Source organism: Paenibacillus hexagrammi (genome assembly GCF_021513275.1).
Classification (GTDB): Bacteria; Bacillota; Bacilli; order Paenibacillales; family NBRC-103111; genus Paenibacillus_E; species Paenibacillus_E hexagrammi.
The window spans coordinates 18,023-44,416 of sequence record NZ_CP090979.1 but is presented as its reverse complement, the minus strand read 5'-3'; the positions used below and the strand labels follow the sequence as shown (position 1 = coordinate 44,416).

34 protein-coding genes are annotated in these 26,394 nt (G+C 49.9%); 31 read left to right on the top strand and 3 right to left on the bottom strand.

The features are described 5' to 3' along the window. Nucleotides 1-330: 330 nt before the first annotated feature. Genes L0M14_RS30630 through L0M14_RS30615 form a run of 4 tightly spaced genes read left to right on the top strand, consistent with a single transcriptional unit; the run spans nt 331 to nt 1,552 of the window. On the top strand, nt 331-507 hold the full coding sequence (locus L0M14_RS30630; protein ID WP_235123096.1) for a hypothetical protein: 177 nt from the start codon (nt 331-333) through the stop codon (nt 505-507). Beyond that, nucleotides 504-773, top strand: a complete 270-nt coding sequence (locus L0M14_RS30625) for a hypothetical protein (RefSeq protein ID WP_235123095.1) — start codon at nt 504-506, stop codon at nt 771-773. Before L0M14_RS30630 ends, L0M14_RS30625 begins: the two co-directional genes overlap by 4 nt. Beyond that, the gene (locus L0M14_RS30620; protein ID WP_235123094.1) at nt 770-1,120 is read left to right on the top strand and encodes a hypothetical protein; all 351 of its coding nucleotides are present in this window, start codon (nt 770-772) and stop codon (nt 1,118-1,120) included. Before L0M14_RS30625 ends, L0M14_RS30620 begins: the two co-directional genes overlap by 4 nt. Then, entirely contained in the window at nt 1,121-1,552 is a 432-nt protein-coding gene (locus tag L0M14_RS30615; RefSeq protein ID WP_235123093.1) for a phBC6A51 family helix-turn-helix protein, read from the top strand. A gap of 128 nt (nt 1,553-1,680) precedes the next feature. Here the strand turns inward: L0M14_RS30615 and L0M14_RS30610 are convergent, their stop codons facing one another. From L0M14_RS30610 to L0M14_RS30600, 3 genes are all read right to left on the bottom strand, one after another. After that, nucleotides 1,681-1,905, bottom strand: a complete 225-nt coding sequence (locus L0M14_RS30610) for a hypothetical protein (RefSeq protein WP_235123092.1) — start codon at nt 1,903-1,905, stop codon at nt 1,681-1,683. Between the two features lie 303 nt (nt 1,906-2,208). After that, a complete protein-coding gene (locus L0M14_RS30605) occupies nt 2,209-2,370 on the bottom strand; it encodes a hypothetical protein (protein WP_235123091.1) in 162 nt (53 codons plus the stop codon). Nucleotides 2,371-2,395: 25 nt separating this feature from the next. Continuing rightward, the gene (locus L0M14_RS30600; protein WP_235123090.1) at nt 2,396-2,551 is read right to left on the bottom strand and encodes a hypothetical protein; all 156 of its coding nucleotides are present in this window, start codon (nt 2,549-2,551) and stop codon (nt 2,396-2,398) included. Between the two features lie 219 nt (nt 2,552-2,770). On the opposite strand from L0M14_RS30600, the gene terL reads away from it, so the two are divergent. From terL to L0M14_RS30465, 27 genes are all read left to right on the top strand, one after another. After that, nucleotides 2,771-4,441, top strand: a complete 1,671-nt coding sequence (terL, locus tag L0M14_RS30595; protein WP_235123089.1) for a phage terminase large subunit — start codon at nt 2,771-2,773, stop codon at nt 4,439-4,441. Nucleotides 4,442-4,452: 11 nt separating this feature from the next. Next, a complete protein-coding gene (locus tag L0M14_RS30590; protein ID WP_235123088.1) occupies nt 4,453-5,901 on the top strand; it encodes a phage portal protein in 1,449 nt (482 codons plus the stop codon). A 25-nt stretch (nt 5,902-5,926) separates the two neighbouring features. Further along, nucleotides 5,927-6,721, top strand: a complete 795-nt coding sequence (locus L0M14_RS30585; RefSeq protein ID WP_235123087.1) for a hypothetical protein — start codon at nt 5,927-5,929, stop codon at nt 6,719-6,721. Nucleotides 6,722-6,731: 10 nt separating this feature from the next. Next, a complete protein-coding gene (locus tag L0M14_RS30580; protein ID WP_235123086.1) occupies nt 6,732-7,010 on the top strand; it encodes a hypothetical protein in 279 nt (92 codons plus the stop codon). A 74-nt stretch (nt 7,011-7,084) separates the two neighbouring features. Further along, nucleotides 7,085-8,131, top strand: coding sequence for a hypothetical protein (locus L0M14_RS30575; RefSeq protein WP_235123085.1), 1,047 nt, complete (start codon nt 7,085-7,087; stop codon nt 8,129-8,131). A gap of 60 nt (nt 8,132-8,191) precedes the next feature. Further along, on the top strand, nt 8,192-8,392 hold the full coding sequence (locus L0M14_RS30570; protein WP_235123084.1) for a hypothetical protein: 201 nt from the start codon (nt 8,192-8,194) through the stop codon (nt 8,390-8,392). 16 nt (nt 8,393-8,408) lie between these two features. Next, the gene (locus L0M14_RS30565) at nt 8,409-8,867 is read left to right on the top strand and encodes a hypothetical protein (RefSeq protein WP_235123083.1); all 459 of its coding nucleotides are present in this window, start codon (nt 8,409-8,411) and stop codon (nt 8,865-8,867) included. Then, the gene (locus L0M14_RS30560; protein ID WP_235123184.1) at nt 8,864-9,772 is read left to right on the top strand and encodes a hypothetical protein; all 909 of its coding nucleotides are present in this window, start codon (nt 8,864-8,866) and stop codon (nt 9,770-9,772) included. Before L0M14_RS30565 ends, L0M14_RS30560 begins: the two co-directional genes overlap by 4 nt. Continuing rightward, nucleotides 9,772-10,230 carry an HK97 gp10 family phage protein gene (locus tag L0M14_RS30555; protein WP_235123183.1) on the top strand — a complete coding sequence of 153 codons (459 nt, stop codon included), beginning with the start codon at nt 9,772-9,774 and terminating at the stop codon, nt 10,228-10,230. Before L0M14_RS30560 ends, L0M14_RS30555 begins: the two co-directional genes overlap by 1 nt. Next, the gene (locus L0M14_RS30550) at nt 10,227-10,667 is read left to right on the top strand and encodes a hypothetical protein (RefSeq protein WP_235123182.1); all 441 of its coding nucleotides are present in this window, start codon (nt 10,227-10,229) and stop codon (nt 10,665-10,667) included. The genes L0M14_RS30555 and L0M14_RS30550 overlap by 4 nt, the downstream gene beginning before the upstream one ends. Before the next feature lie 13 nt (nt 10,668-10,680). Further along, nucleotides 10,681-10,842, top strand: coding sequence for a hypothetical protein (locus L0M14_RS30545; protein WP_235123181.1), 162 nt, complete (start codon nt 10,681-10,683; stop codon nt 10,840-10,842). After that, complete coding sequence (locus tag L0M14_RS30540; RefSeq protein ID WP_235123180.1) at nt 10,842-11,768, top strand: phage tail tube protein; 927 nt, start codon at nt 10,842-10,844, stop codon at nt 11,766-11,768. Before L0M14_RS30545 ends, L0M14_RS30540 begins: the two co-directional genes overlap by 1 nt. 76 nt (nt 11,769-11,844) lie before the next feature. After that, nucleotides 11,845-12,159 carry a hypothetical protein gene (locus tag L0M14_RS30535; protein WP_235123179.1) on the top strand — a complete coding sequence of 105 codons (315 nt, stop codon included), beginning with the start codon at nt 11,845-11,847 and terminating at the stop codon, nt 12,157-12,159. A gap of 206 nt (nt 12,160-12,365) precedes the next feature. Then, the gene (locus L0M14_RS30530) at nt 12,366-15,776 is read left to right on the top strand and encodes a phage tail tape measure protein (protein WP_235123178.1); all 3,411 of its coding nucleotides are present in this window, start codon (nt 12,366-12,368) and stop codon (nt 15,774-15,776) included. Between the two features lie 63 nt (nt 15,777-15,839). Further along, entirely contained in the window at nt 15,840-17,135 is a 1,296-nt protein-coding gene (locus L0M14_RS30525; RefSeq protein WP_235123177.1) for a hypothetical protein, read from the top strand. 12 nt (nt 17,136-17,147) lie between these two features. Continuing rightward, nucleotides 17,148-18,581: a LamG domain-containing protein gene (locus tag L0M14_RS30520; RefSeq protein ID WP_235123176.1), complete on the top strand. Its 1,434-nt coding sequence runs from the start codon at nt 17,148-17,150 to the stop codon at nt 18,579-18,581. 4 nt (nt 18,582-18,585) lie between these two features. Beyond that, the gene (locus L0M14_RS30515; RefSeq protein WP_235123175.1) at nt 18,586-19,452 is read left to right on the top strand and encodes a hypothetical protein; all 867 of its coding nucleotides are present in this window, start codon (nt 18,586-18,588) and stop codon (nt 19,450-19,452) included. Between the two features lie 21 nt (nt 19,453-19,473). Continuing rightward, nucleotides 19,474-19,677: a hypothetical protein gene (locus L0M14_RS30510; protein WP_235123174.1), complete on the top strand. Its 204-nt coding sequence runs from the start codon at nt 19,474-19,476 to the stop codon at nt 19,675-19,677. 152 nt (nt 19,678-19,829) lie between these two features. Then, nucleotides 19,830-21,014, top strand: a complete 1,185-nt coding sequence (locus L0M14_RS30505) for a hypothetical protein (RefSeq protein WP_235123173.1) — start codon at nt 19,830-19,832, stop codon at nt 21,012-21,014. Between the two features lie 10 nt (nt 21,015-21,024). After that, complete coding sequence (locus tag L0M14_RS30500; protein WP_235123172.1) at nt 21,025-22,788, top strand: hypothetical protein; 1,764 nt, start codon at nt 21,025-21,027, stop codon at nt 22,786-22,788. Nucleotides 22,789-22,808: 20 nt separating this feature from the next. Further along, a complete protein-coding gene (locus L0M14_RS30495; RefSeq protein WP_235123171.1) occupies nt 22,809-23,135 on the top strand; it encodes a hypothetical protein in 327 nt (108 codons plus the stop codon). A 14-nt stretch (nt 23,136-23,149) separates the two neighbouring features. Next, the gene (locus L0M14_RS30490) at nt 23,150-23,281 is read left to right on the top strand and encodes an XkdX family protein (RefSeq protein WP_235123170.1); all 132 of its coding nucleotides are present in this window, start codon (nt 23,150-23,152) and stop codon (nt 23,279-23,281) included. Between the two features lie 66 nt (nt 23,282-23,347). Then, complete coding sequence (locus L0M14_RS30485; protein ID WP_235123169.1) at nt 23,348-23,659, top strand: hypothetical protein; 312 nt, start codon at nt 23,348-23,350, stop codon at nt 23,657-23,659. Between the two features lie 20 nt (nt 23,660-23,679). Further along, nucleotides 23,680-24,630, top strand: a complete 951-nt coding sequence (locus L0M14_RS30480) for a glycoside hydrolase family 25 protein (RefSeq protein WP_235123168.1) — start codon at nt 23,680-23,682, stop codon at nt 24,628-24,630. Between the two features lie 55 nt (nt 24,631-24,685). Continuing rightward, nucleotides 24,686-24,895 (top strand): hypothetical protein, encoded by a 210-nt coding sequence (locus tag L0M14_RS30475; RefSeq protein ID WP_235123167.1) that lies wholly within the window; start codon nt 24,686-24,688, stop codon nt 24,893-24,895. Nucleotides 24,896-24,961: 66 nt separating this feature from the next. After that, nucleotides 24,962-25,660, top strand: coding sequence for a C40 family peptidase (locus L0M14_RS30470; RefSeq protein ID WP_235123166.1), 699 nt, complete (start codon nt 24,962-24,964; stop codon nt 25,658-25,660). A gap of 21 nt (nt 25,661-25,681) precedes the next feature. Continuing rightward, the gene (locus L0M14_RS30465; protein ID WP_235123165.1) at nt 25,682-26,359 is read left to right on the top strand and encodes a C40 family peptidase; all 678 of its coding nucleotides are present in this window, start codon (nt 25,682-25,684) and stop codon (nt 26,357-26,359) included. The last annotated feature ends 35 nt before the right edge of the window (nt 26,360-26,394 follow it).

Genomic DNA, 26,394 nt, shown 5'->3' with positions numbered 1-26,394 from the left:
CGTGTTTTTGTTCGGGGAATACATATTCAACGAACTAATACAACGTACCAGCAGACGCCTGGTGCTACTCCCTTGCAAGAAGCGGCCGGCGTGGATTTGACGCCCCCCCGCCCGACAATTCACACACATTTTTATTATCTTCGAAATCTCGGCGTCTGATTCCGTTAACTTGCCGGTAACTTGCTGGCAACTTGCGGACGCCTCCCTTCCGCTATGCGACGAACTATACGTAACGGGTAGCCACTCCCGACCAAGAACGGTCGATGCCGAAAACGGTGTCGGTCGTTTTTATTTTTAAAAAATTTTCGCGAACCTCGGGAGGTCAACGTCATGCAAATGAGTCATCGTCCGAACACAACGAAGCAGCGCAAAACAAACAGCCACCCATCGACCAAGCAGCGCGAACAGAAACGCGCCGCCGAAGCATTGGTATTCCGTGAAGGTTACGACATGGGATACAACGCCGGGTTAGCGGAGGGTTTACGGAGGGGAGCGAAAAAAGAATGACGTTCATGCTGATCGTGGTCCAGACACGACGTACCGCCGAGGAGATCAATGCTCGGTTAGCGCATCCAGTAGGTCACTTTGCGGCCAGAGCCGTTTTCGTCGGAGAGGCATTATGCGGAATCCACTTCCGCGGCCAACGCCCGAACATGATCATTACGCAATATGATCCGCAATCGATGCGTGATCTCAAGTGGGAGCGCGAGGTATTGAAGCCGGCTGTGGCGCAAGACGCCGTATGGCTCAACAAAGGAGGGTTCGATAAATGATCGATTACATCATGGAAGAAATTGAGATTCGCATCAAGAAGCTGAATGACACAATGCTGTCGTTCAATTTGATCGGCAATTCCCGAGGCGCAGAGAACGCCCGTAACCGTAAGACTGAGTTGGAGTCCACTCTCCGATTCATCCGTGATGTCGTGGATTCGGCGCAAGAGGACGAGCCGACCGACGATGTGGAAGCACGAGTTTGGGTCGAAAACGGCGTGATCAAGTGCATGTCTCAAATGTGCGTTGGCGCCGATGGTGTGAAGTGCCCACGGTTCAATGATTGCGACATCGTGGTTTTTGGGATGGAGAAAATCATTGGAACCGACGAAGGAGGTGATAATTAGATGCCAGGTGAAGTGTTTGCACAAATGAAAGCCGAGAAGCAAAAGGCGCTGCTCTTGCTGACACAGCAGATCATCGATCCGAATGCTCCGAAGTTAACGTATGCCGAGATCGCCGAGCAAGCCGGTATTTCCGAGCGTCAGCTATTCAGATGGCGTACCAATGACGGTGAGTTCGCTCAGGCCCGTAAGGAGATCGTCGAGTCGTATGCGGACGAGCTGATCGCCGATGCGTTCATGGCGCTCAAGTACCAGGTTAGCCGCAACAAAAACGTCAAGGCAGCCGAGGTGCTTCTCAAGAGCCGCGGTATGCTCGTAGATCGAAAAGAGGTTGCCGGCGAATTAAAGCACGAACATTCAGACGTATCCAAGCAAGATAACAATGCGCTGATGGACGAGCTGGAAGCGTTAAAGAGAAAACTCAGCGGAGAGTAACTATGTAACGCGGTGTGCGCCTTCGGCGCCGCCGCTTTTTTACGTTCCATAGTCATCGTACATATCGTATATACGCAAAAAAGACGCCTCCGCATGGGGCGCCTAATACCGACTGGCCAAGCTCGGAATTAAATATATCGGATCGCTGTACCGTATGCGTGGACGTATGAACCGCCGGCACTGATCGGTGACACGGTAATACCGATGACAGCATCGCACGTATCCAAGCTACCACCGGCGAGTGCCAGCGCATCGATCACATTTAGGGGATTATCGTTGTTAACCTTAGCGGCCGAAACCAACTCAAGTATTTCGTATTGGCGTGGAAGCGACTGGACGGTATAAACGGGCACCTTGCGCCCTTCTTCCTCTTTTTTCCGACTGAACATGATGTGCGAACCCCCACTAATTAATTCGCCGTATGCCAAATTTGGCGTTCGGCGGAAATACACATGCCATTTTGACGCTGCCGTATTCCTGTGTATGGCATACTACGGGATGCCCAAGGTGACGTACTAACAAGATCCACGAGTAACTAAAACCATAATTAATAATATATTATCTTAAATATACGAAATAATACAGGGGGCCACCACTTCGATAGATTTTACATAAAAAAGAAAACCCCAAAGTGGGGTTCGGCGCGGCCGCGGCCGTCACCTGGATTTTACTACGAGTATGTATTCCTCACGCAGCTCCTCAATTACTGCAGCCGTGATCGATTCGATAGTCAACGTCTCCGATTCTCTCAGGCGCCTACGAACCGCCACAGCTACTTGCGCCGGCGTCCTCACGCTATTGCCTACTGGTAGACTCATAAGCCTCTCCCCACGCTATGCGACTCTAGCGCTTTGCCGTTTCAGTGTCGTTAGCATACGCAATCAAAGCGATAGGCATGTCCAATTCTGCGGCTAATTCAGCCTCTAGTTGACGGATACGACGAAGCGCATCCTCGTTACCATTTAGGTTCACAACTTCAAAATCTTTACTGTTCGCCACTTTGCGTACACCTCCATCTTCCATATTATCGCCAACCGGCCGGCCTATCAATCAGAAGAAATGTCGAATGACATTTCATACATAAAAAATGACGAATTTCTTTGTCCAAAGGTTAAAAAAACAGCCCCAAGTCCGCTATATAGTGAGGAAAACCGAATAACGCAATAGCGCTAGGGTGTGCTTCGGCACACCTTATTTTGTTTCTTGAGGTGATTCGATATGACCGACAATGAACGTCGGGAGCGAATCGACATCCTCACTCAGCAAGCCGACATCTACAGTCAACTACACGACTCTGGACGACTGGACTCCAAGGAGGCTCCGAAATACGTAGCTGTCCTTCGTGAGCTAGATCGGCTCCGTGAGATCGAGGCGTGTCGGTACGACATCATGCGCTTTGCGAAGCGCTATTTCAATAACGGGCGGATCATGAAGCCCGAGACTCCTTCCCCTGATTTTCACTACGACATGGCAGGACTCATTTGCGATGAGCTGAACGCCAAGGATCGCAATTCTTTTATTGCGGCCGTGGCTCCCCGTTCCCATGCCAAGTCAATGATCGGTACGGTCGTGAGTATCATCTACTCAGCCGTGTACAAGATCCATGATTACTTCGTGATCATCGGTAACAGACAGGAAGGTTCGAAGCAGTTACTAGCGATCATCAAATACGAGCTTATGAACAACGACGAGCTTCGGCGTGACTTCGGGGATCTGTACAACAAATCCTCGTGGTCGATGATGGAGATTATCACGGGCAATGGCGTTAAGATTCAAGCTGCCGGTTCTGGCGATGCGCTTCGTGGACTCAATCACCTGGGATCGCGACCTTGGGTGTTTTGCGATGACATCGAGAAAGATCCCGACGTTTTGAGTCCCGACTACCGAGATAAGATCCATGAATGGTTTAACTCGACGGTCGTTCCGCTAGGTAGCCCGTCACCAGGCGGTACTAAGATCGTTTGGGTTGGTACGATCCTGCATGTCGATTCCGTACTAAACCGGGTCATGAAAAATGACACACGGTTTAAGTCCAAACGCTTCTCGGCGATTGTTGAGTGGCCGACGAACATGGATCAGTGGGATCAGTGGGGTGAGCTACTAAACAAGCGCGACTTCGACGATGTGGAATCCGAGGATGAAGCAGCTCAAAAAGCCGGCAAACTGGCTCGTGAGTTTTACGATGCCAACCGCAAGGAAATGGACGAAGGCGCAATTGTTCTATGGCCCGATCGGATGAGCTTGTATGATCTGATGGTCATTCGCCAAGCGAACCGTAAGTCGTTCCTGACCGAGTATATCGGAGATCCACGCGATGACTCGACGGTGCTGTTCGGCTCCTTCACGTACTACGATCTCGCTGAGATCAACATGAATGATCTTGAGATTTACGGATCAGTCGATCCATCCCTAGGCAAGAACGGTCGCTCTGACTTGAGCGCGATCATCACTATTGGGCGCCACAAGCGGACCGGCATTAACTACGTTCTGGATGTCGATGCAAAGCGCCGATCTCCGGACAAAATCATTGAGGACATTATTGCTAAGACTGATCGGTTCAAGTACCGCGGCTTCGCGGTCGAGACGATTCAGTTCCAACATTTATTTATGACAGACTTAGCAAAGCGCGCCGCGATGGAGGGCGCTTATTTGCCGATCCGTGAAGTTCGACCAAATTCAGATAAATGGTTGCGTATCGCATCCCTTGAGCCGTTGGTTTCCAACGGTTTTATTCGTTTTCAGAAAAGCCATCGAGAGTTGGTCGATGAGCTTGAGAATGTTTCGGTCGATGGCGGATTGCCACGGAACGATGACCGCGCCGACGCCCTAGAGTTGGCGATGTCGCTAGTTCGCCAGAACCGTAAGCGGTTGGCGTTCGGAACCATCTAGGAGAAAGTGAGGTGAGTCAAATCGGCTACTGGACAAATCTAGTGTCGGCATTTCGTGGGGGTAAGAGTCCGCAGCCAAGAGCGGAACTTACGCCTTTTTATTTTCCGTTCGTATCGGGAGGCAATGTTCGTCCTCAACCAAAACTGACGATGAATCATGCCAAGCTCCGTGTGTTCTCAGAAAGCCCTATTCCCCGTCGTGCCATCGACTACATCAAGAACCAGGTATCGATGCTCGAATGGGACGTTCTTACCAAAGACGGTAAAGAGCTGAACAGTCGCCAGAAGAAAGACGCTGCTCGTGTCAAAGCGATTCTGGAAACGCCAAACTCGCAAGAGTCATGGCGAACGTTCATTGAGCAGATCGCCGAGGACATGTTGGTTATCGGTTACTCCTCGATTGAGAAGCGAGACTGGTCCGCAAACAAAGAGCGCCCATTGGTGCTATACCCGTTTGATAGCGCCAGTTTACAAATGTACTCGGATTGGGATGGAACGCCATCCAAGCCAAGATTCGCTCAAGTTGACGGATACGGTCAGATGATCAACTTCCGCGATGATCAGCTCATCTATGTACGAAACAATCCTCGGACTAATACGCCGTGGGGCTTGAGTCCGCTTGAGGTTGCGGCCCAAACGATTGACTACCTATTGAGTGCCCAAGCCTACGCCGGTAGATCCGCGGGCAACGCAACGGCGCGTAAGCTAGTTGATCTAGGCGAGGACATCGATCCTGCACAGCTTGAGGAGATCCGCATGTGGTGGAGATCCGAGGTTGAGGGTCGCGGTCACACTCCGATCATCGGCGGTTCCAAAGGTGCCAAGTCGATTGAGCTGGGAGCTACTAACGACGAGGGATTGTTCCTTAAATGGCAAGGCTTCCTCATTAACCAAGTAGCAAATGCGTTCGGTCTGGACTCGCAAAAGTTCGGCGCTGTTCTGGCGTCTCGGGCTACGGGTGATATTCTGGATGATTCAACGGATGAAGGCGCTATTCGCCCTCTCGCCCACTCCATCGCCGCGGCCATCAATCGCGGTGTTATTGAAGCGCTCGGCATCAAGGATCTGAAATTCGTTTTCCGTTGGACAGCGAACTACAAAGACCGTAAGTCTCTGGCCGCCATCCACCAAATCTACATCACGCAAGATGTACTAACGATTGATGAGACTCGGGCTGAGTTGGGATTACCTCCACTCCCTGAGAAGAAAGGTCAGTACACCGTTGCTGAGTACCGCGCTATTTACGGCGTGATGAATCAAGGCATGGGAACGCCATCGGGCGTCTTGAAAGACATGTCAGAGGACGGTATGACGCCAACAACCGGCTTGCAACCGCAAAAAGGCGAGGGCGAAGAATCGGCTCCCGAAGACGGAAAGAATCCCGGACACAACACTCCGAAGTTAGAAACTCGGGATGAGAAAGCAACAAATAAAACTTCAAATCCATTGAAAGCGGATTGATACCACGCAAAGGAGGTGAGCAAATATGGACGAGTTAAATTTGCAAGCCGCAGGTGGCAATCTCTTGACGCTAGGATCACTCGATAATCCGAATAAGATGCCGTTCAAAGGTGTGCTGACGTATCTCGGCGTACCATCCGACAATCCGCCTGGTGGTTCGGGAGGACTCAAAGTCATGATTCCTGTTGACGTTGGTCAGTCGGCTTTAGACAGTCTCAAGGGGATGCCGGTGAACTTGGCTGCTTCATTGGATGCACACGATACGGACGCAATTGTAGGAATCATCGAAGAATCTTTCCTCGGTGAAGAAACGGACAAGGGCGTTCCAGTTTATATCAGCGGTCATATTTTCGCCAAGTCATTTCCCGATGAAGCACGAGTAATCAAAGCGTCCCAATCTCTGCTGGGTTTCAGCTACGAAACCGCTAGGACCAAGTTGGGTATGGGCATCTACCACGGCGAGACAGTAGCCGTTGCTCAGTCGCTAGTGTTTACGGGAGCAGCGATCTTGTACAAGGATTCAGCCGCATACGAATCGACTTCCCTAGCGGCGAAAAAAGACACAAGCGAAAAAGACACAAGCGAAGGTGAGGTGAACGAGTTGAAAGACGAGACAAACAAGGAAGTAATTGAAGAAACGTTAGAGGCCGAAGCAACTGAAAACGCCGAGAACGTCGATCAAAAATCCGAGGAGTCCGCGGAAGAAGTTCAAGCTGCAGCTGACGAAGAAAAGCCTGCCGACAAGAAAACTGATGAGGAAACCGAGGAAGAAACAACTGAGGAAGACGAAAAGCCAGAAGACAAAAAAGAAGGCCGATGAGAAAGACGATTTGAAGGCCTCCATCGATCAACTAACGCTACTGGTAACTAAGCTGTCTGAGGATGTGGCTGATCTGAAAGCGGCTAAGGCTTCTGCCGAAGAAACTGCCGAAGAAGAAACGGAAGTTTCCGCAGGTCAAGAGCCACAACGCCGATCCACTCAAACTCTGGTTTCCAAGTTCCAGAGCAATGAAGGTAGCACAGACGTTTTCGCATCCATCGATAAAGCAAATTTGAGTACGGTTGATTCCATGGCTCAAAAGCTATCCGCTATTTTCGGAACCAAGTAAGACTTCACAACTCGTGAGGTCTTTTTTTATTGTCCAAAAACCCAAAAACACACATCCAAAGGAGGACATTATAAATGTCTACTGCAAAATCTTTTAACATGGGCTTCGTAGATCCGCAAAGCGTTAATCTTCGTGCCGCTAAGACAATCAAAGAAATCACTGATCTGCAAGCAGCTGGTGCGGCAGATTACAACAACATGGGTATCTTGCTGACTCCTCAATTCGAGAAAGAAATCAGCGACATCCAAAAAGGTCGCGGTGTTCTCGGTCAATTGCTGTCTTCCAGCCCTGCCGTTGGTCATCCTCACCGTTACTTCGAGCAAGAGTCGGGTCCAAACGGACAAGGTTTCTCTGATCCTCGCAACCTGACTTTCACTTCCGCTAACAACGGCGCTGGACTTCGCGTTGAGAAAGCGGCATTCGTTCGAGCAATGACTGGCGCAATCCAGTTCGGTATCTTCGATCAGCAAACTGCCGGCCAGACTTCGATCTTCCCTCAATTGGTAGCGAAGGATCTGAAAGACTTGGTAACTGGCTTGTATCGTGCGGAAGACTTCGCGCTGTGGAACGGTGCAGCTACGTCCCTGACTGATGGTGCTTCCATCGAGTTCGCGGGCATCAAGAACCAAGTTACAAACACGCTGGCAATTGCTAAAGGCGCTGACATCGTAGACGCGATCCGTACAAAAGTCGCTCAAATGATGGCTGATCCTAACGTAGCTGTTAAGCCTACACACATCTTCCTTAACCCAATGTTGGTTGACTTCATCGAGAAGGAAATCAAAAACGCATCCCAAACTATGAAAATGGTAGATGCCGGTGAGGTTGAGGTTGTTCCTGGTGTGACTGTTCGTGCGATCAACACTGTAGCAGGTAAACTGCCACTGGTTCCCGACTTCACAATGTTGACTCAAGTAAACGGTACTGACACTGACTACCCATTCGCTATCATGAGCATGGAGCATGTAGAGTCCGCTTACATCGGTTCCCCTGACGCTCAAATGTTCAAACTTGGTTTGTCCGCTGACTTGGCTGACAAATACGAAGTTGTTAAATTCTCCACTGGCGCAATCGTGAAACACGCTGCTAAGGCGCACGTTTTCGGTTACGTTACTCGATAATCAACGGTTGACCAATAATGAGGGGCGCTTCGGCGCCTCTCTATTTATTCGGAGGTAACTATGGCTGCTGAGAAAGTAAAAAAGGCTGTCGAGAAAGTTATCGATGCGGTTGTTGGCGTCGTAGACGTTGAGCTGGTCGATAAGAAACCCGGCACACACGGAATTTTCCTTGCTGACAGGTACGTTGAATTTCTTGACGGAGTAGCAAAAATTGATTCCGATATTGCCAAAGAATTGAAAGAGCTTGGCTACATTAAATAATTGGTGAGGTTGGCACATGGAGACAAGAGCGCTCAGAATTATCGAAAATTATTGCGGACAATCTTTCCGAAAGTCTCAGGTAAACGAACGGACTACCTTACAACATAATATGGGCCGGCTGACACATGAGATCGTTGAGATTGTAGCAATAAAGGCTCGATCTAATTCGTGGGTTTACTCCGATGTGTTCGGTTCGAGCGGTTGGGTCGAGATTGATCCCAGCGAAATCCCATATGAGGGCAACCAAATCGTCGTTTATGGTGACTATCTCGGAACACATTACTCGGAAGCTGATGTGACTTACACATACGGCCATGCCGAAATTCCACAGCCGGTGCAAACCGCGCTCGATCTGCTTGTGCGCCAGATCCAAGCTAACGGTACGAAGAACGCATTTTCTTCGGCGTCACTGATTACGCCAGAGATCGCGGACTTGTTAGCCCCATACAAAACATACAATGGGGGTGCATTATGAAACCATACCTAACTGTCGATGAGTACAAGCGCGTCCCGAGCGCAATCAACGTATCAAATCTCGATTACTTTTCGGGGATCAGCGATGCGACCGCACAGGATTCGGAACTGGCAAACGTTATTGAACGGGCTTCGGCTTGGGTCGATAGCTACTGCACCGCTCCTGACGGATTTTGGGCTTCGGAAGTCACGGAAACACGATCGACTTTCATTACTCGTGACGGCTACTTGAGAGTACGCCCGAACAACTTTCCTATCAATGAGCTGAAAAGCATCAAATACCGCAACTACCCTACACAGCCTTGGAACATCGTAGATACAGCAAATGTTGAGCAATTTGAGAGGTACTTCGAGACCCCGTTGCTTATCTCCCCTTTCGGTACGCCGATGTTTGGTTATCCAATCGGTTCATATCCAGTGAGTGGACAGACTTATGTTCCGTATGTCTCCCCTACTGACGCTGCTAATCTTCAAGACGTTAAGGTTACGATTCAATACACATATGTTAAAGGCTATGCTCACACTCTCTTGGCTTCCGATGCGTTCGCCGGCACTTCCGAGATCACCGTCGTAGATCCGACTGGTATTAAGGTTGGAACCGAGCTGACCATTTATGACGGCGGTCATCAAGAGCGAATCAAGGCAGCCACTACGCCAGTAGGCAATGTTGTCACTCTGACACAGCCGCTAACGTCTGACCACGCTTCGGGCGTTGGGGTGTCTGCGATCCCTGCGGACATCAAGCAGGCGTGTATCTTGATGGTTAACTATTTCTTGAAGGAACGCGGTGTGAACAGCATCACGATCGAAGGAACAGCTAACCCAATGATGCAAAAGTATGACGACATTCGCGATGTGAAATTGGCTAAAGAAATCCTAAGCGGTTATCGGAGAGTGATCGTCTAATGCCGTTGAATTTTGATTTCGAGGATTTCGGATTTATCAAAAACGTCCAAGAGCTTCCCGTAATTGTGGAGCGCGAGACAACAAATTTGCTCGTAGACATGGCGATCTGGATTAAGGCGGATTTGAAAAAACAAGTACCCGTTAAGACGGGTAATCTCCGATCCTCGGTTCGATATGAGCTGAAAGATGGGTATGAAAAAGACGCATCGTTCTTCTCGGTCGATTACGGTAAGTGGATAGACGAGGGTACGGGTGTGTACGGTCCGAGCGGAAAGCGGATCAGACCGGCTACCAAGAAAGCTATGTATTGGAAAGCCGAGAACAAATTTATGTCTAGCATCGCCGGCATCAAGCCGAGAAAGTTCACGCAAAAAACCTTTAGAGGTGCATTGCGCGAGGTAGATCCATTGATCGATAGTGCGGCCAGCAGAATCTTTAGGGATGTGATTGGTAGATGACAAGCTCACGTAAAGACATTAAGAACGCTGTAAAGGCGGTCATCGGGACGGTTCCTGGGATTAAAGCCGTCTACACGAACATGCCTCGGCAACAACAAGTATTCCCTGCCGTAGTAATTGCATTCGATAAGGTTCACGAGAAGGCAGCCACGCTAGGAAATCCGAGCAGGCGCCACATCACCTACACAGTCACTCTATATATCCAGTCCATCGATGCAAACCCGAATGAGCAGGCGGCCCAAGAGGAATTTGACGATATGCTCGATCTTATAGACGAAGCATTACGATCAAACAAAGACTTGGACGGTGCAGCTCTAAAGTCGGCGTATGAGTACATCGACACGGATGCGTTTGAACCGCAAATCGCCGGTCAAGGGCAAGCATTAATTTTAAGAGCGGTCAAAACCTTTACTGTATTGGTTGAGATCATGGGCTAAGGAGGCGTCAATATTGTTCAAATATGAGTACGTAGGCAAGGTTCCAGTCCTCTTGATTGGACACAACATTGAAGTAAAAGAAGGCGACGTTGTGACGGTGAAGGCACCGATCAGTAACGCCGCTTTTGTTTTGGTTGAAGACAAAAAGAAATCCGCTAAGGAGGCGACTGAATAATGCCAGTATTATCTTATAACTCTTGGCTTGGTCTTTCGTTCGAGACTAAATGGGGCGAGGCTCCAATCGCACCGACAAACTTTATTCCGTTCAAAACGCTGAAATCCGAGGACGATGTTAAGCAGATCCTTGATACCGGTAAGCGTGGCTCCCTGTCCAAAGACTTCGCATCCTTCCAAGGTTCCATCCTCGGTAAAGTCGATGTTGACATGAACGTTTACGCGGATGTGATCGGCTACTTTCTAAAGTCCTTCTTCGGTAAGGACGACGTAACTGGATCTGGTTCTACTTACACTCACAAGTTCACTCTGGCTAACGAGCAGCCTCCTAGCTTGAGCATGTACGACTACGACGGATTCAGTGAGCGCATCTACTCTGGCGGTAACGTTGAGAGCTTGGGATTTAAGTTCACCGTCGAAGGCGACCTCACTTGCTCCGCTAAGATGCAAACAAAGCTGTCCACGGTATCGGAAACTGAGCATACCCCAAGCTACACAACTACGCCGATGTTTGTCGGTTATCAAGCTACTTGCAACATTGCAGGAGCGCCTAACACTCGCTTGATCGGCGGAGACTTGACGATGAAACGCGCCGTGAAAATGACCTTCGGTGCTAACAACTCGCAAGCCCCTTCCAAGTCTTCCGTAGGTACGCTCGAAGTAACGGGCAAGCTCGACTTCGAAATCGACGACTACACAGAATTGGATTACTACCTGAAAAATACTCAGCCGTCCCTTGAGCTGAAATTCCAAAACGGCGATAACGTTCTGACTTTCTCGTTGAGCAAATGTAACTTCGAAAAAATGAGCGGTATCGATCGCGGCCAAGAGGTTGCTAAAATCTCCGCTACAGTACGCGGTCTGTACAACACTACTGATGCCGGTCCAATCGCCGTAACACTGACAAACAACGTTGCTTCTTACTAATCACAAATGAGCCGTCCCTCGGGGCGGTTCTTCTTTTTCCAAATAAAACAAACCAAAAATTCGGAGGTTTTTAATCATGCGCGTAGACATCACAGTTCTTGGCGAGGGCCAATTCGTTGAAATTCGTAATCCAAAGCTGCTTCCTTGGGGAATCCAGCGCGATCTTACAAACAGCTTGAAAGACAACTCCACTGAATCCCAAATGGCATTCGCTGAAAAACTTGCCGTTGTTCTGATCCGTAGTGGTCACGTACTTGACGAGAACGGTACGCCAGTACAATTCCCACTTACGCACGAAACGGTTAGCTACGTCCCTTCCCCTGTGGTCGAAGCTGTAGCGGTTGCATTTGCGGAAGCACGTAAGGGTAGCGCTGATCTCCCAAACGCGTAAAAGACCAACTCGATAACTTCCTCTTGGGGCGCTCTGAAAAGGCGCCTCTTGAGTATGTCGAAATGGTCTACCGCCGCGAGTTTGGATACACTCCCGACGAAATGAATAGCATCCCCTCTAACGTAATTGAGCGCGATTTGTACTTCATGGGACGGGAGTCATGGGCTAAACAGATCCTTCAAGAAGGTTAGGAGGTGGACGGATAAATGGCAAATGAAGCTCAACTGAATATCAGGGTCACGGCTACCAACGATGCAGAAGGCGTCCTCAAGCAGCTCGCCGAGGTGATGGACAAGCTCGGAACCTCTATTCGTGAGGCTTCGCAGATGGCGCAACAAGCATTCGAATCGATGTCCAAATCGGCGATCACCGAGGGCAATTCTGCCGCTCAAGCCGCGACCAATACGGCAAATGAAACTGAAAAGCAATTTAATAGCATGGCAAGTGTTATCAACGCTAACCGGCTCAAGATCGGACAGGACGTTGATGCGATCCGCCAGGACTTCATTAACTTGGATAACGTTAAGCTCACGGAATCTAAAGCCGAAGTCAAGGCGCTTGCTTCCGCTGTCAAATCGGCAAAGAGTCCCGTCAGTTCGCTAAAGAAAGAGTTCGACACTTCTTTCGATGGCATCGGAAAAGCCACTAAGAATGCGGCCGATACGGTGACTAAGAATTTAACCGAAATGAAAAAAGGCTTTGATCCGCTTGAGAGCGCGGCACAAAGCGCAGATAAATCGGTCAGCACGTATATGAAGAACATGGCCGAGTCCGTTCAAGCTCAGAAAGCGTCCATCATCGGTGACTTGGAATCTATCTCCGATAAATTCGATGAGGTAGCCAGAGCAAGACGTAATCAGAACGGTGGAGACAGCGTAGACAGCTACGTAAAGAGCGATGCTTTGATGGACGTTGGTCAGCAGTTCCAACAATGGGGCGAGACCGGTATGGGAGCCTTCACTTCCATGGTAGGTGACGCGGCAGACTTCGAGAAATCCTTATCGGGTATCAGCGCGGCTCTTTACGCAACGGGTACTCCGCTTGATCAAGCAAACGTTACTGTCGGTCAGTTAAAGGAAAAGGCGCTTGATCTCGGATCTCATTATCACCGTTCGGCTAACGAAATCGCCGACGCGATGGATGCAATGATCCGCCAAGGTGTTAGCGCTCAAGCCGTTCTGGATGGAGCCGCTGCATCGGCGATCAAAGTTTCCCTCGTAACCAAGCAGGACTTGGGAAGCACGGCGACTGTTATCTCCGATATTTTCAATGAGTTCCGCGGAGACTTCGAGACAAACGGAAAGTCCATGGAGCAAAACATGAACGATGTCGGAAACTCGATGACAGCAGCTATGCTCCAAGCTAGGATCTCGATGGATGACTACTTGAACACGATGAAATACGTGGGTCCGCAAGCATCCGCCCTCGGCGTTCCGCTGAACGATGTTTCGGCAGCCATCGCAACATTGGCGGAGCATGGTATCAAAGGATCTAGTGCCGGTACTGCATTGCGTCGTATGTTTACAAACATTGTGCAGCCTACAGAGGACGGAACCACGGCTCTCAAGGAACTTGGGTTGGTGCAGGGCGATCATAACAAGCTGATCGATGAGGCAACGGGCAAGATGAAGCCGCTCGTCGAGGTTCAAAGATTGTTACATGATTCCATGGAGAACTTGACGCCAGTTCAGCAGCAAGCCTACACCAAAATGATTTTCGGTCAGTATGCCCTGTCCGGCATGACCGCGTTTGTTAAGTCCAGCTCGGACGAATTTAAGGGATTGACTGAGCAAATGCAGAACGTGTCCGCAGAGCAAGCGGCGCAGATCGCGATTGATAACCTATCTGGCGACGTTATGTTGCTCGAAGCTAACATGGGTACTTTGCGTAAAACCATGGGTGATACGTTGGAGACAGCCATGCGCTCTCTTGTGCAGACGGTCGATAAGATAGTGGTCGCGTTCACTGGACTTCCTGAGCCGGTTCAAAAAACGATCATGGTCATTCTCGGTGTCGGATCTGGCTTGCTTGTGGCGACTGGTGCAATCATGACATTCGCGGCCACAATCGGGTTCCTATCGATGGGACTCGGGCAACTAGGACTGACATTTGCCTCTTTCCTGGTTCCTTTTACTTCTTTCGGATCTATGATCGGTGGTATTGGTGCGACGGTCGCTACTTTGGGAACAAGACTAGGCGGAGTTGCAGGAGCCTTCCGAGGCATTGGTACGGCAATCAGCGTCTTGACCAAAGCCCCATTCCAGATGTTGACGAGCTTCGTCATGTTCATGCGGGGCATTCCAGACATCGTTATGCGTATTCCTCAAGCGTTCACGTTCCTTGGCGAAGCGTTCGTTTCCTTGCGACTCCAAGGCGCCCTCGCGCTGACTGTTATCAGAACGGCGTTCTCTAATTTTGGAACGTATCTGTTTACGCTTGGGCCGCGCATCATTGCCGCGGTTACTTCGGCGTTCTCTTGGACATCGATTGTAGCTGTAGCTCGGGTCGCTATGTCAACGTTATTCGGCCCGTGGGGTCTGCTGATCGCGGCGATCGTTGCCGGCGTGGGCTTGATCATCACGAATTGGGATAGCATCAAGGCATGGGTGCAAGAGCATTTCGGCGGTACGATGGTCGGAGACTTCACCAAGTTCAAGGAAACCTTTACTCAAATTTGGAACGCAATTCGCGATGATTTCAAGGCGGCGTGGGACTTTATGAAGGAGAACCTAAAGGCGGCATGGGACTACATCCATCCAACGCTTGAGGGTGCCGTTACTAAAGTCAAGACGTTCTGGACTGAGAATTGGGACAGCATCAAGCAGGTATTCGATTTCGTCTGGAAGGCTTGTATCGTAATCTTAACGCCTGCCCTTGCGACCATTACAACGGCGATCACGTTCGGCATCGGTTTCATTGCCGGTGCATGGAGTGACACTTGGAATCTGATCAAAGACACGTTCAAGACCGTATGGGATCTCGTCGTAGATATTATCCGCCTCAATTGGGATATGGTGAGCGGCGTAATTACTATCGGATTGGACTTGCTGACTGGTAAGTGGGGTAAGGCGTGGGAGGACATCAAGAAACTGTTCTCTAACGTGTGGGACGATATTATCACACTAATCAAGAACCTGAGCGGCAACGTGTTCAACATGGGTCTGGATTTCGTCAAAGGACTTGCGAACGGTATCACTAGCGGTATCAGCTACGTTATTAGCGCGGCCAAATCCGTAGTGAGTTCGATCACGAGCATTTTCAGTAGCGCTCCGAAAGCTCCGAACGTAGGCGGTAGCAGCGTGAACATCCCTGCATTTGCCGAAGGCGGTAAGGTAGACCGCCCGACACTGGCTCTGGTCGGTGAGGGTGGCGAGTCGGAGTATATCATCCCTGAGTCCAAGCTCAAGGGAGGCGGATTGTTCGGTGATCTTCATACCGGCACTAGCCCTCTGCCTGACACGATTCCTCTCGGAAATGGCTTCTCGTCTTCTCGCGGTGGTGGTGGCGTGTCCATTACCAAGCTAGAAATCAACGTGAACGGTGTCGGCAAAGACGGTCGTAGCATCGGTAGTGACATCGCGGATCAGCTACGCCAACAATTCCATTTTGCATTGTAATAACACCAGCGCTCGGAGCTTCGGCTTCGGGCGTTTTTATTCATATATGTACGGAGGTGCCCAATGGCGGCTAACACGCAGATCACGATTGGTGGCGTGGATTACACGGAATATTGCGATCTTGAAAGCATCGAAGTAGATAACAACGTCGTCATGACGAGCGATACGATGAAGGTTTCCGTTATCTTACGCGGTGAGCTACCGCGGCCGATGGACGGCAACGAAATCATTTGGACAAACAACGGTGTACGTGAATTTGCCGGTGTTATCACGCAGCTTGACGAGGTGGATCTCGGAGTCGATCTGGAATACAGAGTATCGGCGCAATCTTATGAACGTTGGTTTAATCGCCGTCTAGTCGTGGGTTATTACGAGCAAATGCCGGGTGATCAAGTAGTAAAACAAATCGTTGAGAAATTCTGCCCCGGCTTCACGACTGAGCATGTTCTTCCTGGCTTCGTTATGCCTCCGCACTTTTTCAACTATGTTACTCCTTCGGACGCAATCAAGCGGATCGCACAGCAGATCGAGTTTGGTTGGTACATCGATTATGAGAAAAAGGTTCACTTCTACCCACTTGAGCAGTTCCCTTCTCCCCTGCCTAGCAACGTTCTGGATGCGGACAATGACATCGACAACTATGGAGATTTAGTTCTAAAAGAGGACGGTTCGCAGAAAAAAACGAGGATCTATTTGAAAGGCTTCAAATCAAGGGTAGCGACTCCGATCGTATTGCGCTACAGTGCCGACGGCATGTCCCAGCAATGGAATCTAGGCTACAGCCCGAGCCGTTACGATGGAGACATCAAGGTTCTAGTCGGGGGCGTTGAGAAGACGGCCAAGCGAGACTTGGTTGACGGTACACCTGGTCAGGACGTAACGGACATGGAATCAGTGTTCGTTAACTATTGGCAAAATCTAATCCGCCTCAACTATGCTCCACCCGCAGGCACGGTCATCGAAGTGACGATGTACTACATGGCCGAGACGATCATCATGCGTGAAAACCCCGAGGCGCAAGGCGCCGCTGCTATAGCGGATGGTAACGGTGACGGTCGCTATGAGTATGCCGTTACGGAGAAAGCCCTATCGCAATCCACAATCGATGCGGCTAACAAGCGTGGCGATCAGCTTCTATACAAATACGCCTACCCGAGTATGACGGGATCAATGAACAGCTTTACTCAAGGTTGGAGAGCTGGACAATTCTTCACGATCAGATCGGACCGGCGCATGGGCGGAATCGCTATGAAAATGTATGTACGCCAAGTAAAAAAGAAAATCGTCAGGGCAACGGAAGACGACGGCTTGCTGATCCAGTATTCGCTATCGTTCGCCGATGTTCCGTATCTCGTGTAAAGGAGGCGAGTCATGCGCGATGACACGGTATTAATTCAGATTCTAAAGTCTTTGTACGACCGGCCGAATGAGGACGACGACAACACTTATGAAAATACGCTGATCCAGTTTTTTGATGCACCGCATGATACGGGCCTGCTGACTTCGTTTGTATCTACCAAGATCGCGCTAGAAAAGCTGTATTCAAATTTGAGCGAGTCAGTCACGTTTACCGCCACGGCAATGCCGACTGTGACGAATCCAGATACGCTCACTTGGGGCGGATACCACACTCCGACCACAGATCCAGTAGATTTCGTTCGGGCGACTATCGCCGTAAAGCAGGATTTATCTCAAGTAGCTTCGGGCGTACCGCGGTATGAGGCAGGAAAATTCGGTCAAGCAATCATGATTGAAGAAGGTACAACTAATCGGGCTACCTACGATGACGTAACAAACGTTGACACGGCGCAATGGAAGACCGAACGCATAGCTCCGTACACGTTCAAGGTAACGGCTCTGGTAGATGCTCCGGTGAGCCAGCAGCAAACATCCGCTACCTACGTAGGCAAATTCGGGGAATTATCCGTAGCCTCCAATACGTCTTGTACGATGAGCTTGGAAATTGTTGACCGCTCTAATCCCGATCTTGTTCCTGGTTGTGGGGGATTCGGGGCGATGACAAACTCCGTCGGTAATAGGTACTGGAAGACTGTTAAGCATACCGCAGTATGGCACCACAACGTTAACGCTGTTGTCGTTCCTACGACGGGTCTTCCTACAGTAAAGGCCGGCGACTACATCATTGTGCGTAACCCCCAATTGGAAGTTAAGCCGTACATGACTACGTTCGTCCCTGGCGCTCGAAACAATGAAAAAGTAACTCTCCCCTTCCCTGCTAAAGCAGAACAAGGAACGGTCGAGGTTTGGGTTTACGTCAATTACGCAGCCAAGCGTCAAGATGGCGAGTTAAATCGTGTCTTTAACGTTTCGGAAGCATCGGGAGATTACGGATTCATGCTATACCACTCGGCGGACTCCGCTCACTGGCGTTGGGGAGTATACGACCAGTACCAAAATAAAACGTACATTAGCGTTTCGGATTCATATACACCCGATGGATGGCACCTATTTACCGTTACGTGGAGCAGTAAGGAAATCGCTCTTTTCATTGACGGAGTGAGACTGGCTTCCACGACTGATTTCGTGCTTCCTACGACATTGGGATCGGTAATGAACTTGGGGTCGGGAACGTCACAGCAGCGTATCAGTACGCTATTCGATGAGGTTCGTATCTCTCGGGTAGCCAGATCGGATGCGGAAATCTTGGCCGCTTATCAAGCTAATAAACCATTCCCGATTGATTTGCAAACCGTGTACAAGATCGGCTTTGACGGTAACTTAAACCCGGCAACTGACTCGGTACTGGCAAAAGCAAATTGGTATTGGGGATACGGAGGTGTTTGAAGTAATGAATAACGGCTACAGCCTCGTTGGGATCGTCGAAGTCACGGTCACAAACGCCGATGGATCAGTCGAGTCCAAGAAGGTATACAACAAGATCACGAACTACGCCAAAAAATCTCTGGCTAAATGGCTGTCTGGATCGCCTAATACGGGAACTGGCGCCGTCCTTCCTCCTACCGTTATCGCGGCTGGAAACGGTACTCCCCCATACGGTGTCACCGGTCCGCTTGCTACGGACACAGCTCTATGGAGCGAAATGACCGGCACACGTAAGTCCTGTGATCAGATTATGGTTACACAAGCGTATTACGCTCAATACAATCTGGCTTATCAAATGTCAGATCCAGAGGGCTATTATAACGAGCTTGGTTTATTCGATGCTAACGGCAACCTATGGGCGCACGTAGCGATTGATCAATACAAATCCGCATCGCAAACACTGACTATTCAGTGGATGGTTTACATGATTGCGGATACATCTAACAGCTTCGCTGTCGTTACGAATTTCATGCGTACAGCATTCGCAAGTTGGATGTCGGGAGTATCGAACGTCAGCGGTCAGGTTGGAGCTGTTCCTCCGCCAACGAGGATCCAGGTAGGTACGGGAACGGGGCGTGTTTCCTCCGCTGATACGGCGCTGTGGAATCCGATCCCTTCGCTAGAAAGAGCGTGTCAGACGATTCAAGTCGTGTCTTCTTATAATGTTCTGTTCGCACTCACTTATGCGTCTATCGATCCCAGCGGCACATACACGGAAATGGGTTGGGTTGACGGGTCGGGAAATCTTTGGTTCCACGCAGGAATCAACGCAGTTAAGCAAGCCGGCTATATCATGTCTATCGTTGGTCAAGTAGGCATCGTCGGCAACTAATGATGATTGGAGGTAACGAGCTTGTCTAATTTACAAAAAGTAACCCCTGGTGCGTCACAAGCTCCATTGGCTTCCGACTTGAACCAGATCATCGACACACTTAATGGTTCCGCAGATATGGGTAGTTTCGTACTTGCTCCCCCTATCGCTCCCCCTACCACTCTGCCTACGGCTACGGCAAAAACGGATCTGGACTCGGGGTCGGAACCTACAGATATAAACTGACCTACGTTGTTGGGTACAAGAAATCCGATAACACGTTCATTTTCGGTGGAGAGACGGAAGGCAGCCCCACTATCACGGCTACCACTACGGCAGGGAATCAAATCGTAACACTGAGCGGTCTACCTACGTCTTGGCCGGCTACAGCGGTCGCATTGCGGATCTACCGGACGAAGGTTGGTGCGGCGGATGCAACACAGCATTTAATCGCTACCCTCACGACGCCTAATTTGACTTATGATGATTCGATTGCTGACGCTGCTATCCTAGCTGCAGCTGTGCCTACCGTAAACACGACTGGTACGACGCTGACTTTGGGCGGTAATCCCGTCGGAACAAACGACGCAGCCAACAAAGGTTACGTTGATTCTACGGTAAGCTCCTCTGTTAGCGCAGGAGTAGCGCCGAAGTTTGACGGAACAACTGGACACGGCCACACGGGAGTCAACGGAGACGGTCCGCAGATCACGCAAACGGGCATTGCTCCGGGTGCTATTACGTTGGGTAAGTTGGCTCCCGAGCTTGAGAAGCGATTCGACCACATCACGGATAGTTTTGTGCTAGGGAATAACGATTGGTCGGCGTTAGGTTACGGTCAGGTTCTAGCCGGTGGCTCCATCGCCTATAGCGCCAGTGATCGCGGCATGTTGTTCTCTGGAATCTCGGCAGGCGGTCAGTGGACAAAGCTCAGGGTGCGTATGCCTGTTGATCCAGAAAGCACGTATGTAGTCCGCGCCAAGTTCACCAAAAAGAGCGGAAACGGAGTTATCTACATTGGGGCTGAGTCATTGGACGGCAGTTACGTCGGAATCGCTACGGATCAAGCAAATTCATACAACTACTTTGGCGCGTCAGGGTATCCGCTTACGGCCGGCACATCAAAGGTATTCGAAGGGACAATCTCAGGATACAACACTACGTCAACTGGCGATCCTTCGAAGTTTGATCCAGAAGCGAAGTATTTTGACTTGGTGCTTATCGCTAACTACGGAAGCACGGGCACCGGAGCTTGTGAAACTGTGCTTGAGTGGCTTGAGCTTACGCGCCTACCAAACTACGCCATGATCGGAAAGCCGAGTAACCAGTCCGTCTCTACGATCAAGGGCGTTATCGCCGAAGTTGATACGAGATCAATCGTTGTGACTCGGGATGCTACGGGTAAAGTCCAGAAAGTCGAAGAAAAGGACGGATCGATTATCGTCTCCACAACGACGGTCGCGCGGAACACACTCGGTCAGATCACTTCGATTACTGAGGTTCTTGGCGGAAACACGATCACAACAACGATTAACCGCAACCTTAGCGGTAAGATCACATCCACAACAAAAACAGTCTCCTAGGAGGTAAAGCATGAGTAACGCATTTTCATTAATTGCCGCCGAAGAAGGCGGCGGAGGTGGCGGAGTCTCTACGTACAAGAAGCTGTACGGGGGGTCTGGAACCGTAGGCAAGGTAGTCCAAATGCTAGATGACGGCTCTATCGCTGACATGCCTTTGAGGGGTTGGGATTGCACGGATCAAGCCCTAGTAACCCTTACGAATAATAACTACGTCAGCATCGGGAAATACTCGCAAATCCTGCCTACGTCTGATCCAACGGTTTTCGTCTCATTTTTTCAGTCGGGCAGTTCACCCTACTATATCTACACAAGAATTTTCAGAATCAACGCCGACAATAGTATCACGTTCGGTAGCACATCATATCTCGGGCAATCTGGATCAGTTACCTACAGTGGAGGTTGTGTCCGCTTAGGTACAAGCAACACCTATTTAATTATGCAGAACACTACGAACCAGTACCCTACTTTGACGGCTTTTGCGGTCGATCCATCGTCGCTAACCGCTACGGTAGGCAGTATTGTGACGCTCCAATCCTCATCGGCTTACGGCTCTAGTCTGGTAGCTATGGACAACGATTCCGCTGTTGCAGTCTTCGCTGATTACGTTACTGGTGCGGTCAAAGTAACGAACGTTACGGTATCTGGAACAACCGTGTCTGTCGGCTCCCCTACTACCGTGCTTTCATACGGCGCTAACGTTTACGGATACGACTTGGGCGCACAGCTAGTTAGCGGGCAACAAATTCTAATTAGGGCTGCCGCTAAAGTCTTGGGAGTAACCCGATCGGGAAACAACTTTTCCGTAGGATTCCCCGTTGCCTTAACTAATGCGTCGGCGTCGGACGCTTTAAACTACACCAGATTCACCAACCGGCAAGGCGACTACTACGAGGTCCTAAACGCTAACCAAGTATTGCACGTGTGGATTTCTGGCGGAAGCTACTGGTCAGTAATAATCAATATCACATACAACACGGTATCTATGGGTGCCGTTACGTTCCTGGCGCCTAACGCTGGCATGGTTACTAACTATTCGTACCTATCAAATGTATTTAACATGGGAGGATCACGCCGTACATTATATGGCTATGCTTGGGGGCATAACGGTGGGACTCCGTACACCTATCGAGTTTTCATGGCATCATTCGTAATTAGCGGATCATCTATTATTGCGGATAACAACCTGACGTATCTTACGGATACGAGTAACGGAACCTCCATCTCTGAGTTAGGCGAATTACTGCCCGACGGTTCCATGTTGGTTCGGCTGAACCTCCCGAGCGGAGTATCTTCTAACGTAGGTACTTACACGCAACTCATGCGCGTGAAGCTCCTGCCTGACTTATCGTTCGTGATCCAGTCCAACTCTGCCGTGCAATTTTCGGCTACAGGAGGAAGCATTGCTATGTACGCGCCAGGTACGCAAACCACAGTTCCGATCATCGGTCCGAGCGGTTATAGGTTTGTTTTTGGGGCGGCAAGCTCAGGGTCTTCTTCCGTAACAGTCTTATCCGTTCAGAGACTAGGTTCTTGGAGCAAGGGGCGCCCTTGGGGAATCTTGCAAGCATCGGGAGAGGTTCTATTCGTAGGGGTGTCTACGGCACATTCGAATCTAGTAGTCGGTCAGAAATATTTCTACGATCCATGGACGGATCGCTCGTTCAAGGGACGTATAATACGTACACCAACGGTCGCCAGTACGCCGGCCGAGCTATCTCTCCAACCGATTTATGGATGGACGGGACAATCGTCACTGATCCAGCCTAATAACTAACTTAACGGGGGTTGAATGAAATGAAATTAGTCGTGGGACAAGACAACGAAATCGTAGAAATCTCATCGAAGCTAGAGGATACGCAAGAAGGAGGTAAACAAACCGACACTACAATCTACTTTAACTATGCTAATACGTTTAAGTTCTACGATGTGGACTCCGTTCCTGGCAATGTAAAGACATTCACTCATTGCTACGATCCAAGCAAGGGATTTTACGCCAACGCCAACTATGAGGAGCCTATCGTTCCCGAGACACGAGCACGTAACGCCGAAAAGAAAGCCGTAGACCTACAGGCTCAAATTGCCAAGGTTCTACTGGTTCTCGCAAAAAACAATCTAAAATAAGGGAGCTGAATGCGATGTACCAGTACATCAAGGAATATTACGATATGGGTTTTTACTCGAAAGATGACGTTAAGTATTTCGTTTCGGCAGGTTGGATCACGGCGGACGAGTACCGGCTAATCACCGATGAAGAATATGTAGCTTGATCGCACAAGCACAAAGGAGTCGTCCAAATCGGACGGCTCTTTTAATTTGCAGAAAGGAGCTAACGTATGGGGAACGAAGCAGAACGCCTGGCCGCGCTAGAGGCGCAAATCAATTCTTTCGACTCGCAGTTACACGAGATCAAGAATGCCCTACTCCGCATGGATACGAAATTGGATGCGTGGCAATCGACATATGTGCCTCGCGCCGAAATCAGTGAAATGCTACGGAGCCGAGACGAGAAAATTATCGCTCTGCAACAAGACATCGCGGACATTCACGACGAGAAGCAAGCTAACAAACAGCTTCTACCAAACTGGGTCCAAGTCGGAATCGCGATCGCAGCCGTGGCAATCTCGCTTTACGGCGCCAACAACTAATCTACTAGGGGGTCAATATCATGCAGACAAGACCAGCAAGCACTATCAAGGGCATTGACGTATCCCACCACAACTCTGACGGTGCGGCAATCGACTGGAACAAGGTTAAAGCCGATGGCGTTCAGTTCGTTTTTGTAAAGGCGTCCGAGGGCGTAACGTACAAAGATCCGAAGTTTGCGGTCAACTTGAACGGCGCTCGTGCGGTCGGGATCAAAGCCGGTGCATACCATTTCGCCCGTCCTGAAAACGGACAAGCGCTAAGTGAAGCGAAGACGTTTGTCTCTCAATTGGCTACGGTTCAATACGACCTAATGCCAGTACTGGATCTTGAGAGTCCTATAGATCCTAGCAAATGCACAAAGGCAAACATGATCGCGTTTGTGAAGACATTCGTCGATTACGTTCAGGCGCAGACTGGTCGCAAAGTGATGCTGTACACCGGCAACTGGTTCTCCGATATGTACGGAGGTTTTGACAACGCCTTTAAGGACATGCCGTTGTGGATCGCTAACTACGCCGCGTCGATCTCGGCGCCTCCGAATACTGGCGGTTGGACGGCTTGGACGGTATGGCAGTACGGCGAGAAAGGAACCATTAACGGGATCTCGGGAAACGTGGACATGAACGTGGCGGTTTCGCTTGATGCGCTCATGGCTGACGTTAAGCCGAAGACTCCGCAGTTCTCCGTGTACCAATACGGAAACAAGCTGAGTGACTTCTACACGCAAGCAGAGGCGGCGGCCGAAGCCGTGAAGTGGTCGCACTCATACGTTAAGCGGATCTCAGACGGAGATATTGTTTCTCACAACTGGTCCGATGTAAAGCAGCTTGAGAAGTTCCTCGCGGCTCCCAGCTACATTCAACCGACTCTGGCGAAGCTGATCGGCGCCGGCAAGCTCGACGATCCGACCGGTGACGAGACGTTCTACCGCATCCTAGCCATCTTGGATAGATACAAATTGTTCGGATAACGGACGGCTTGCCCTTCCCTATCGATGAACTATACGTAAAGGAGGTGAGAAGCAAATGCAACGTAACTATCTGACGTTGGTTCTTTCCCTGATCGGTGCGCTCAAGCTGATTCTAAGCATGGTCGGTATTGAGATCACTGAGGGAGAAGTAGACGCAGTAACAAACCTTGTGGCCGCGCTGTTCACTGTTGGCGGTATCGTGATGACTCACGTTAAAACCGTGAAGCCCGTCGAAGCCGTGACTGAATCCACAAGAGCCGAGTAATACCCAAACCGCCCCTTCTACTTCGGATCGGGCGGTTTTTATTCTATCTAAGGAGTGATTTCAGAAATGGATCAAGAGCTTGTTATTACAATCGACAAGGACAGTCCGTTATTTCAAGCCGCTACGTTGCTACTCGATAACAGCAAGTCTATTACGGCACTCAGTACGAAAGTAGCCGATATGCAAATGCAGCTCAACGATGCTCAAGCACAGACTCAATCCGCTGTAACAGCTTCCGCCGCGCTAAAGACTCTGGTCGATACGCAATCCAAGCAGATCGATGATCTCAAGCATCAAGTCTACGTACTGACGACGCCTGCTTGGGAGCAAGATGCCGATGCGATTATCTCTACGGCTACGGCGTTGTATAACGCTCACATGGAGAGCGGCCAAACGCTATATCCGTATGTGTTCGGAGGCAATCCGAAACTGGACGCTGACGGAAACGTAATCGGTGGCTCCTTCGACTGTAGCGCCCTAACTCAATATTGCTATAAGGTTCACGGGTACACTCTGCCAAGGACGAGCTACAACCAGGCGAAGCAAGGCACGGAAGTAGCCCTCACGGACATCCGCAAAGGCGATCTGATCGCGCTAGATGTGACTAGCAGCCGTTCTACGCCAAATGGTATCGACCACGTTCAAATCTATATTGGCGACGGAAAGATCGTTCACACAAATCCGAGCGGTAACGGAATCAACATCAAGGATTTGAGCGACTTCACGAGCAAGATCGTCACGATCCGCCGCATCATCAACAAATAAAACGCTAGGAGGAAGCGATGAATGAAAAAGCAATTAACTGCCCTATTGTCCGCCGTCATCCTAGGTGCTTCTCTATTCAGTGGGGTATCTTTTGCGGCAGAAACAGCTCACGTAAACAAAACGGTTAACTTCCGTTCAGCTCCGAATACCGGGTCAACCACGTATGGATATATTAAAGCCGGCGCGGATCTGCAAGTAATCTCATCGCCAAACAAATACTGGTACAAGGTATCGTACAATGGCCACGAAGGTTACGTCAGCAGTAACTACGTATCGGTGAGCGGTAGCGCATCTAACGTGCAGACTTCGGCTAAAGCAAGCGAAATCATCGCGTATGGTAAGACGTTCTTGGGTGTTCCTTACAAATATGGCGCCAAGGCCGGTTCTGGATATTTTGATTGTTCCCTATTCGTCCAGACAGTATTTAAGCATTTTGGCGTAAGTCTCCCGAGGGATTCCCGTCAGCAATCGCAAGAAGGATACGCGGTCAGCAAGAGCAATCTCAAGCCTGGCGACTTGGTGTTCTTCTCTACGAGAGCAACGGTAAATAAAACCGGTGTAAGTAAAATCGGTCATGTGGGCATCTATATCGGTAATGGTATGATGATTCACACCTACGGAGAAGGCGGCGTCAAGATCGGCTCCATGAATACGTCATGGTGGACTAGCCACTATATCACAGCTCGTCGGGTACTATAGGAATTGGGTGGGCACTAGCCCACTCTTTACATAGA

Excerpts from the sequence above, each read along its gene's own strand:
- L0M14_RS30575 (WP_235123085.1), top strand. The coding sequence starts at position 7,085 with ATGTCTACTGCAAAATCTTTTAACATGGGCTTCGTAGATCCGCAAAGC.
- L0M14_RS30565 (WP_235123083.1), top strand. The coding sequence starts at position 8,409 with ATGGAGACAAGAGCGCTCAGAATTATCGAAAATTATTGCGGACAATCT.
- L0M14_RS30475 (WP_235123167.1), top strand. The coding sequence starts at position 24,686 with ATGCAACGTAACTATCTGACGTTGGTTCTTTCCCTGATCGGTGCGCTC.
- L0M14_RS30515 (WP_235123175.1), top strand. The coding sequence starts at position 18,586 with ATGAATAACGGCTACAGCCTCGTTGGGATCGTCGAAGTCACGGTCACA.
- L0M14_RS30540 (WP_235123180.1), top strand. The coding sequence starts at position 10,842 with ATGCCAGTATTATCTTATAACTCTTGGCTTGGTCTTTCGTTCGAGACT.
- L0M14_RS30615 (WP_235123093.1), top strand. The coding sequence starts at position 1,121 with ATGCCAGGTGAAGTGTTTGCACAAATGAAAGCCGAGAAGCAAAAGGCG.
- L0M14_RS30585 (WP_235123087.1), top strand. The coding sequence starts at position 5,927 with ATGGACGAGTTAAATTTGCAAGCCGCAGGTGGCAATCTCTTGACGCTA.
- L0M14_RS30500 (WP_235123172.1), top strand. The coding sequence starts at position 21,025 with ATGAGTAACGCATTTTCATTAATTGCCGCCGAAGAAGGCGGCGGAGGT.
- L0M14_RS30525 (WP_235123177.1), top strand. The coding sequence starts at position 15,840 with ATGGCGGCTAACACGCAGATCACGATTGGTGGCGTGGATTACACGGAA.
- L0M14_RS30485 (WP_235123169.1), top strand. The coding sequence starts at position 23,348 with ATGGGGAACGAAGCAGAACGCCTGGCCGCGCTAGAGGCGCAAATCAAT.
- terL (WP_235123089.1), top strand. The coding sequence starts at position 2,771 with ATGACCGACAATGAACGTCGGGAGCGAATCGACATCCTCACTCAGCAA.
- L0M14_RS30555 (WP_235123183.1), top strand. The coding sequence starts at position 9,772 with ATGCCGTTGAATTTTGATTTCGAGGATTTCGGATTTATCAAAAACGTC.
- L0M14_RS30465 (WP_235123165.1), top strand. The coding sequence starts at position 25,682 with ATGAAAAAGCAATTAACTGCCCTATTGTCCGCCGTCATCCTAGGTGCT.
- L0M14_RS30630 (WP_235123096.1), top strand. The coding sequence starts at position 331 with ATGCAAATGAGTCATCGTCCGAACACAACGAAGCAGCGCAAAACAAAC.
- L0M14_RS30605 (WP_235123091.1), bottom strand. The coding sequence starts at position 2,370 with ATGAGTCTACCAGTAGGCAATAGCGTGAGGACGCCGGCGCAAGTAGCT.
- L0M14_RS30470 (WP_235123166.1), top strand. The coding sequence starts at position 24,962 with ATGGATCAAGAGCTTGTTATTACAATCGACAAGGACAGTCCGTTATTT.
- L0M14_RS30560 (WP_235123184.1), top strand. The coding sequence starts at position 8,864 with ATGAAACCATACCTAACTGTCGATGAGTACAAGCGCGTCCCGAGCGCA.
- L0M14_RS30495 (WP_235123171.1), top strand. The coding sequence starts at position 22,809 with ATGAAATTAGTCGTGGGACAAGACAACGAAATCGTAGAAATCTCATCG.
- L0M14_RS30620 (WP_235123094.1), top strand. The coding sequence starts at position 770 with ATGATCGATTACATCATGGAAGAAATTGAGATTCGCATCAAGAAGCTG.
- L0M14_RS30480 (WP_235123168.1), top strand. The coding sequence starts at position 23,680 with ATGCAGACAAGACCAGCAAGCACTATCAAGGGCATTGACGTATCCCAC.
- L0M14_RS30520 (WP_235123176.1), top strand. The coding sequence starts at position 17,148 with ATGCGCGATGACACGGTATTAATTCAGATTCTAAAGTCTTTGTACGAC.
- L0M14_RS30530 (WP_235123178.1), top strand. The coding sequence starts at position 12,366 with ATGGCAAATGAAGCTCAACTGAATATCAGGGTCACGGCTACCAACGAT.
- L0M14_RS30570 (WP_235123084.1), top strand. The coding sequence starts at position 8,192 with ATGGCTGCTGAGAAAGTAAAAAAGGCTGTCGAGAAAGTTATCGATGCG.
- L0M14_RS30625 (WP_235123095.1), top strand. The coding sequence starts at position 504 with ATGACGTTCATGCTGATCGTGGTCCAGACACGACGTACCGCCGAGGAG.
- L0M14_RS30550 (WP_235123182.1), top strand. The coding sequence starts at position 10,227 with ATGACAAGCTCACGTAAAGACATTAAGAACGCTGTAAAGGCGGTCATC.
- L0M14_RS30535 (WP_235123179.1), top strand. The coding sequence starts at position 11,845 with ATGCGCGTAGACATCACAGTTCTTGGCGAGGGCCAATTCGTTGAAATT.
- L0M14_RS30490 (WP_235123170.1), top strand. The coding sequence starts at position 23,150 with ATGTACCAGTACATCAAGGAATATTACGATATGGGTTTTTACTCGAAA.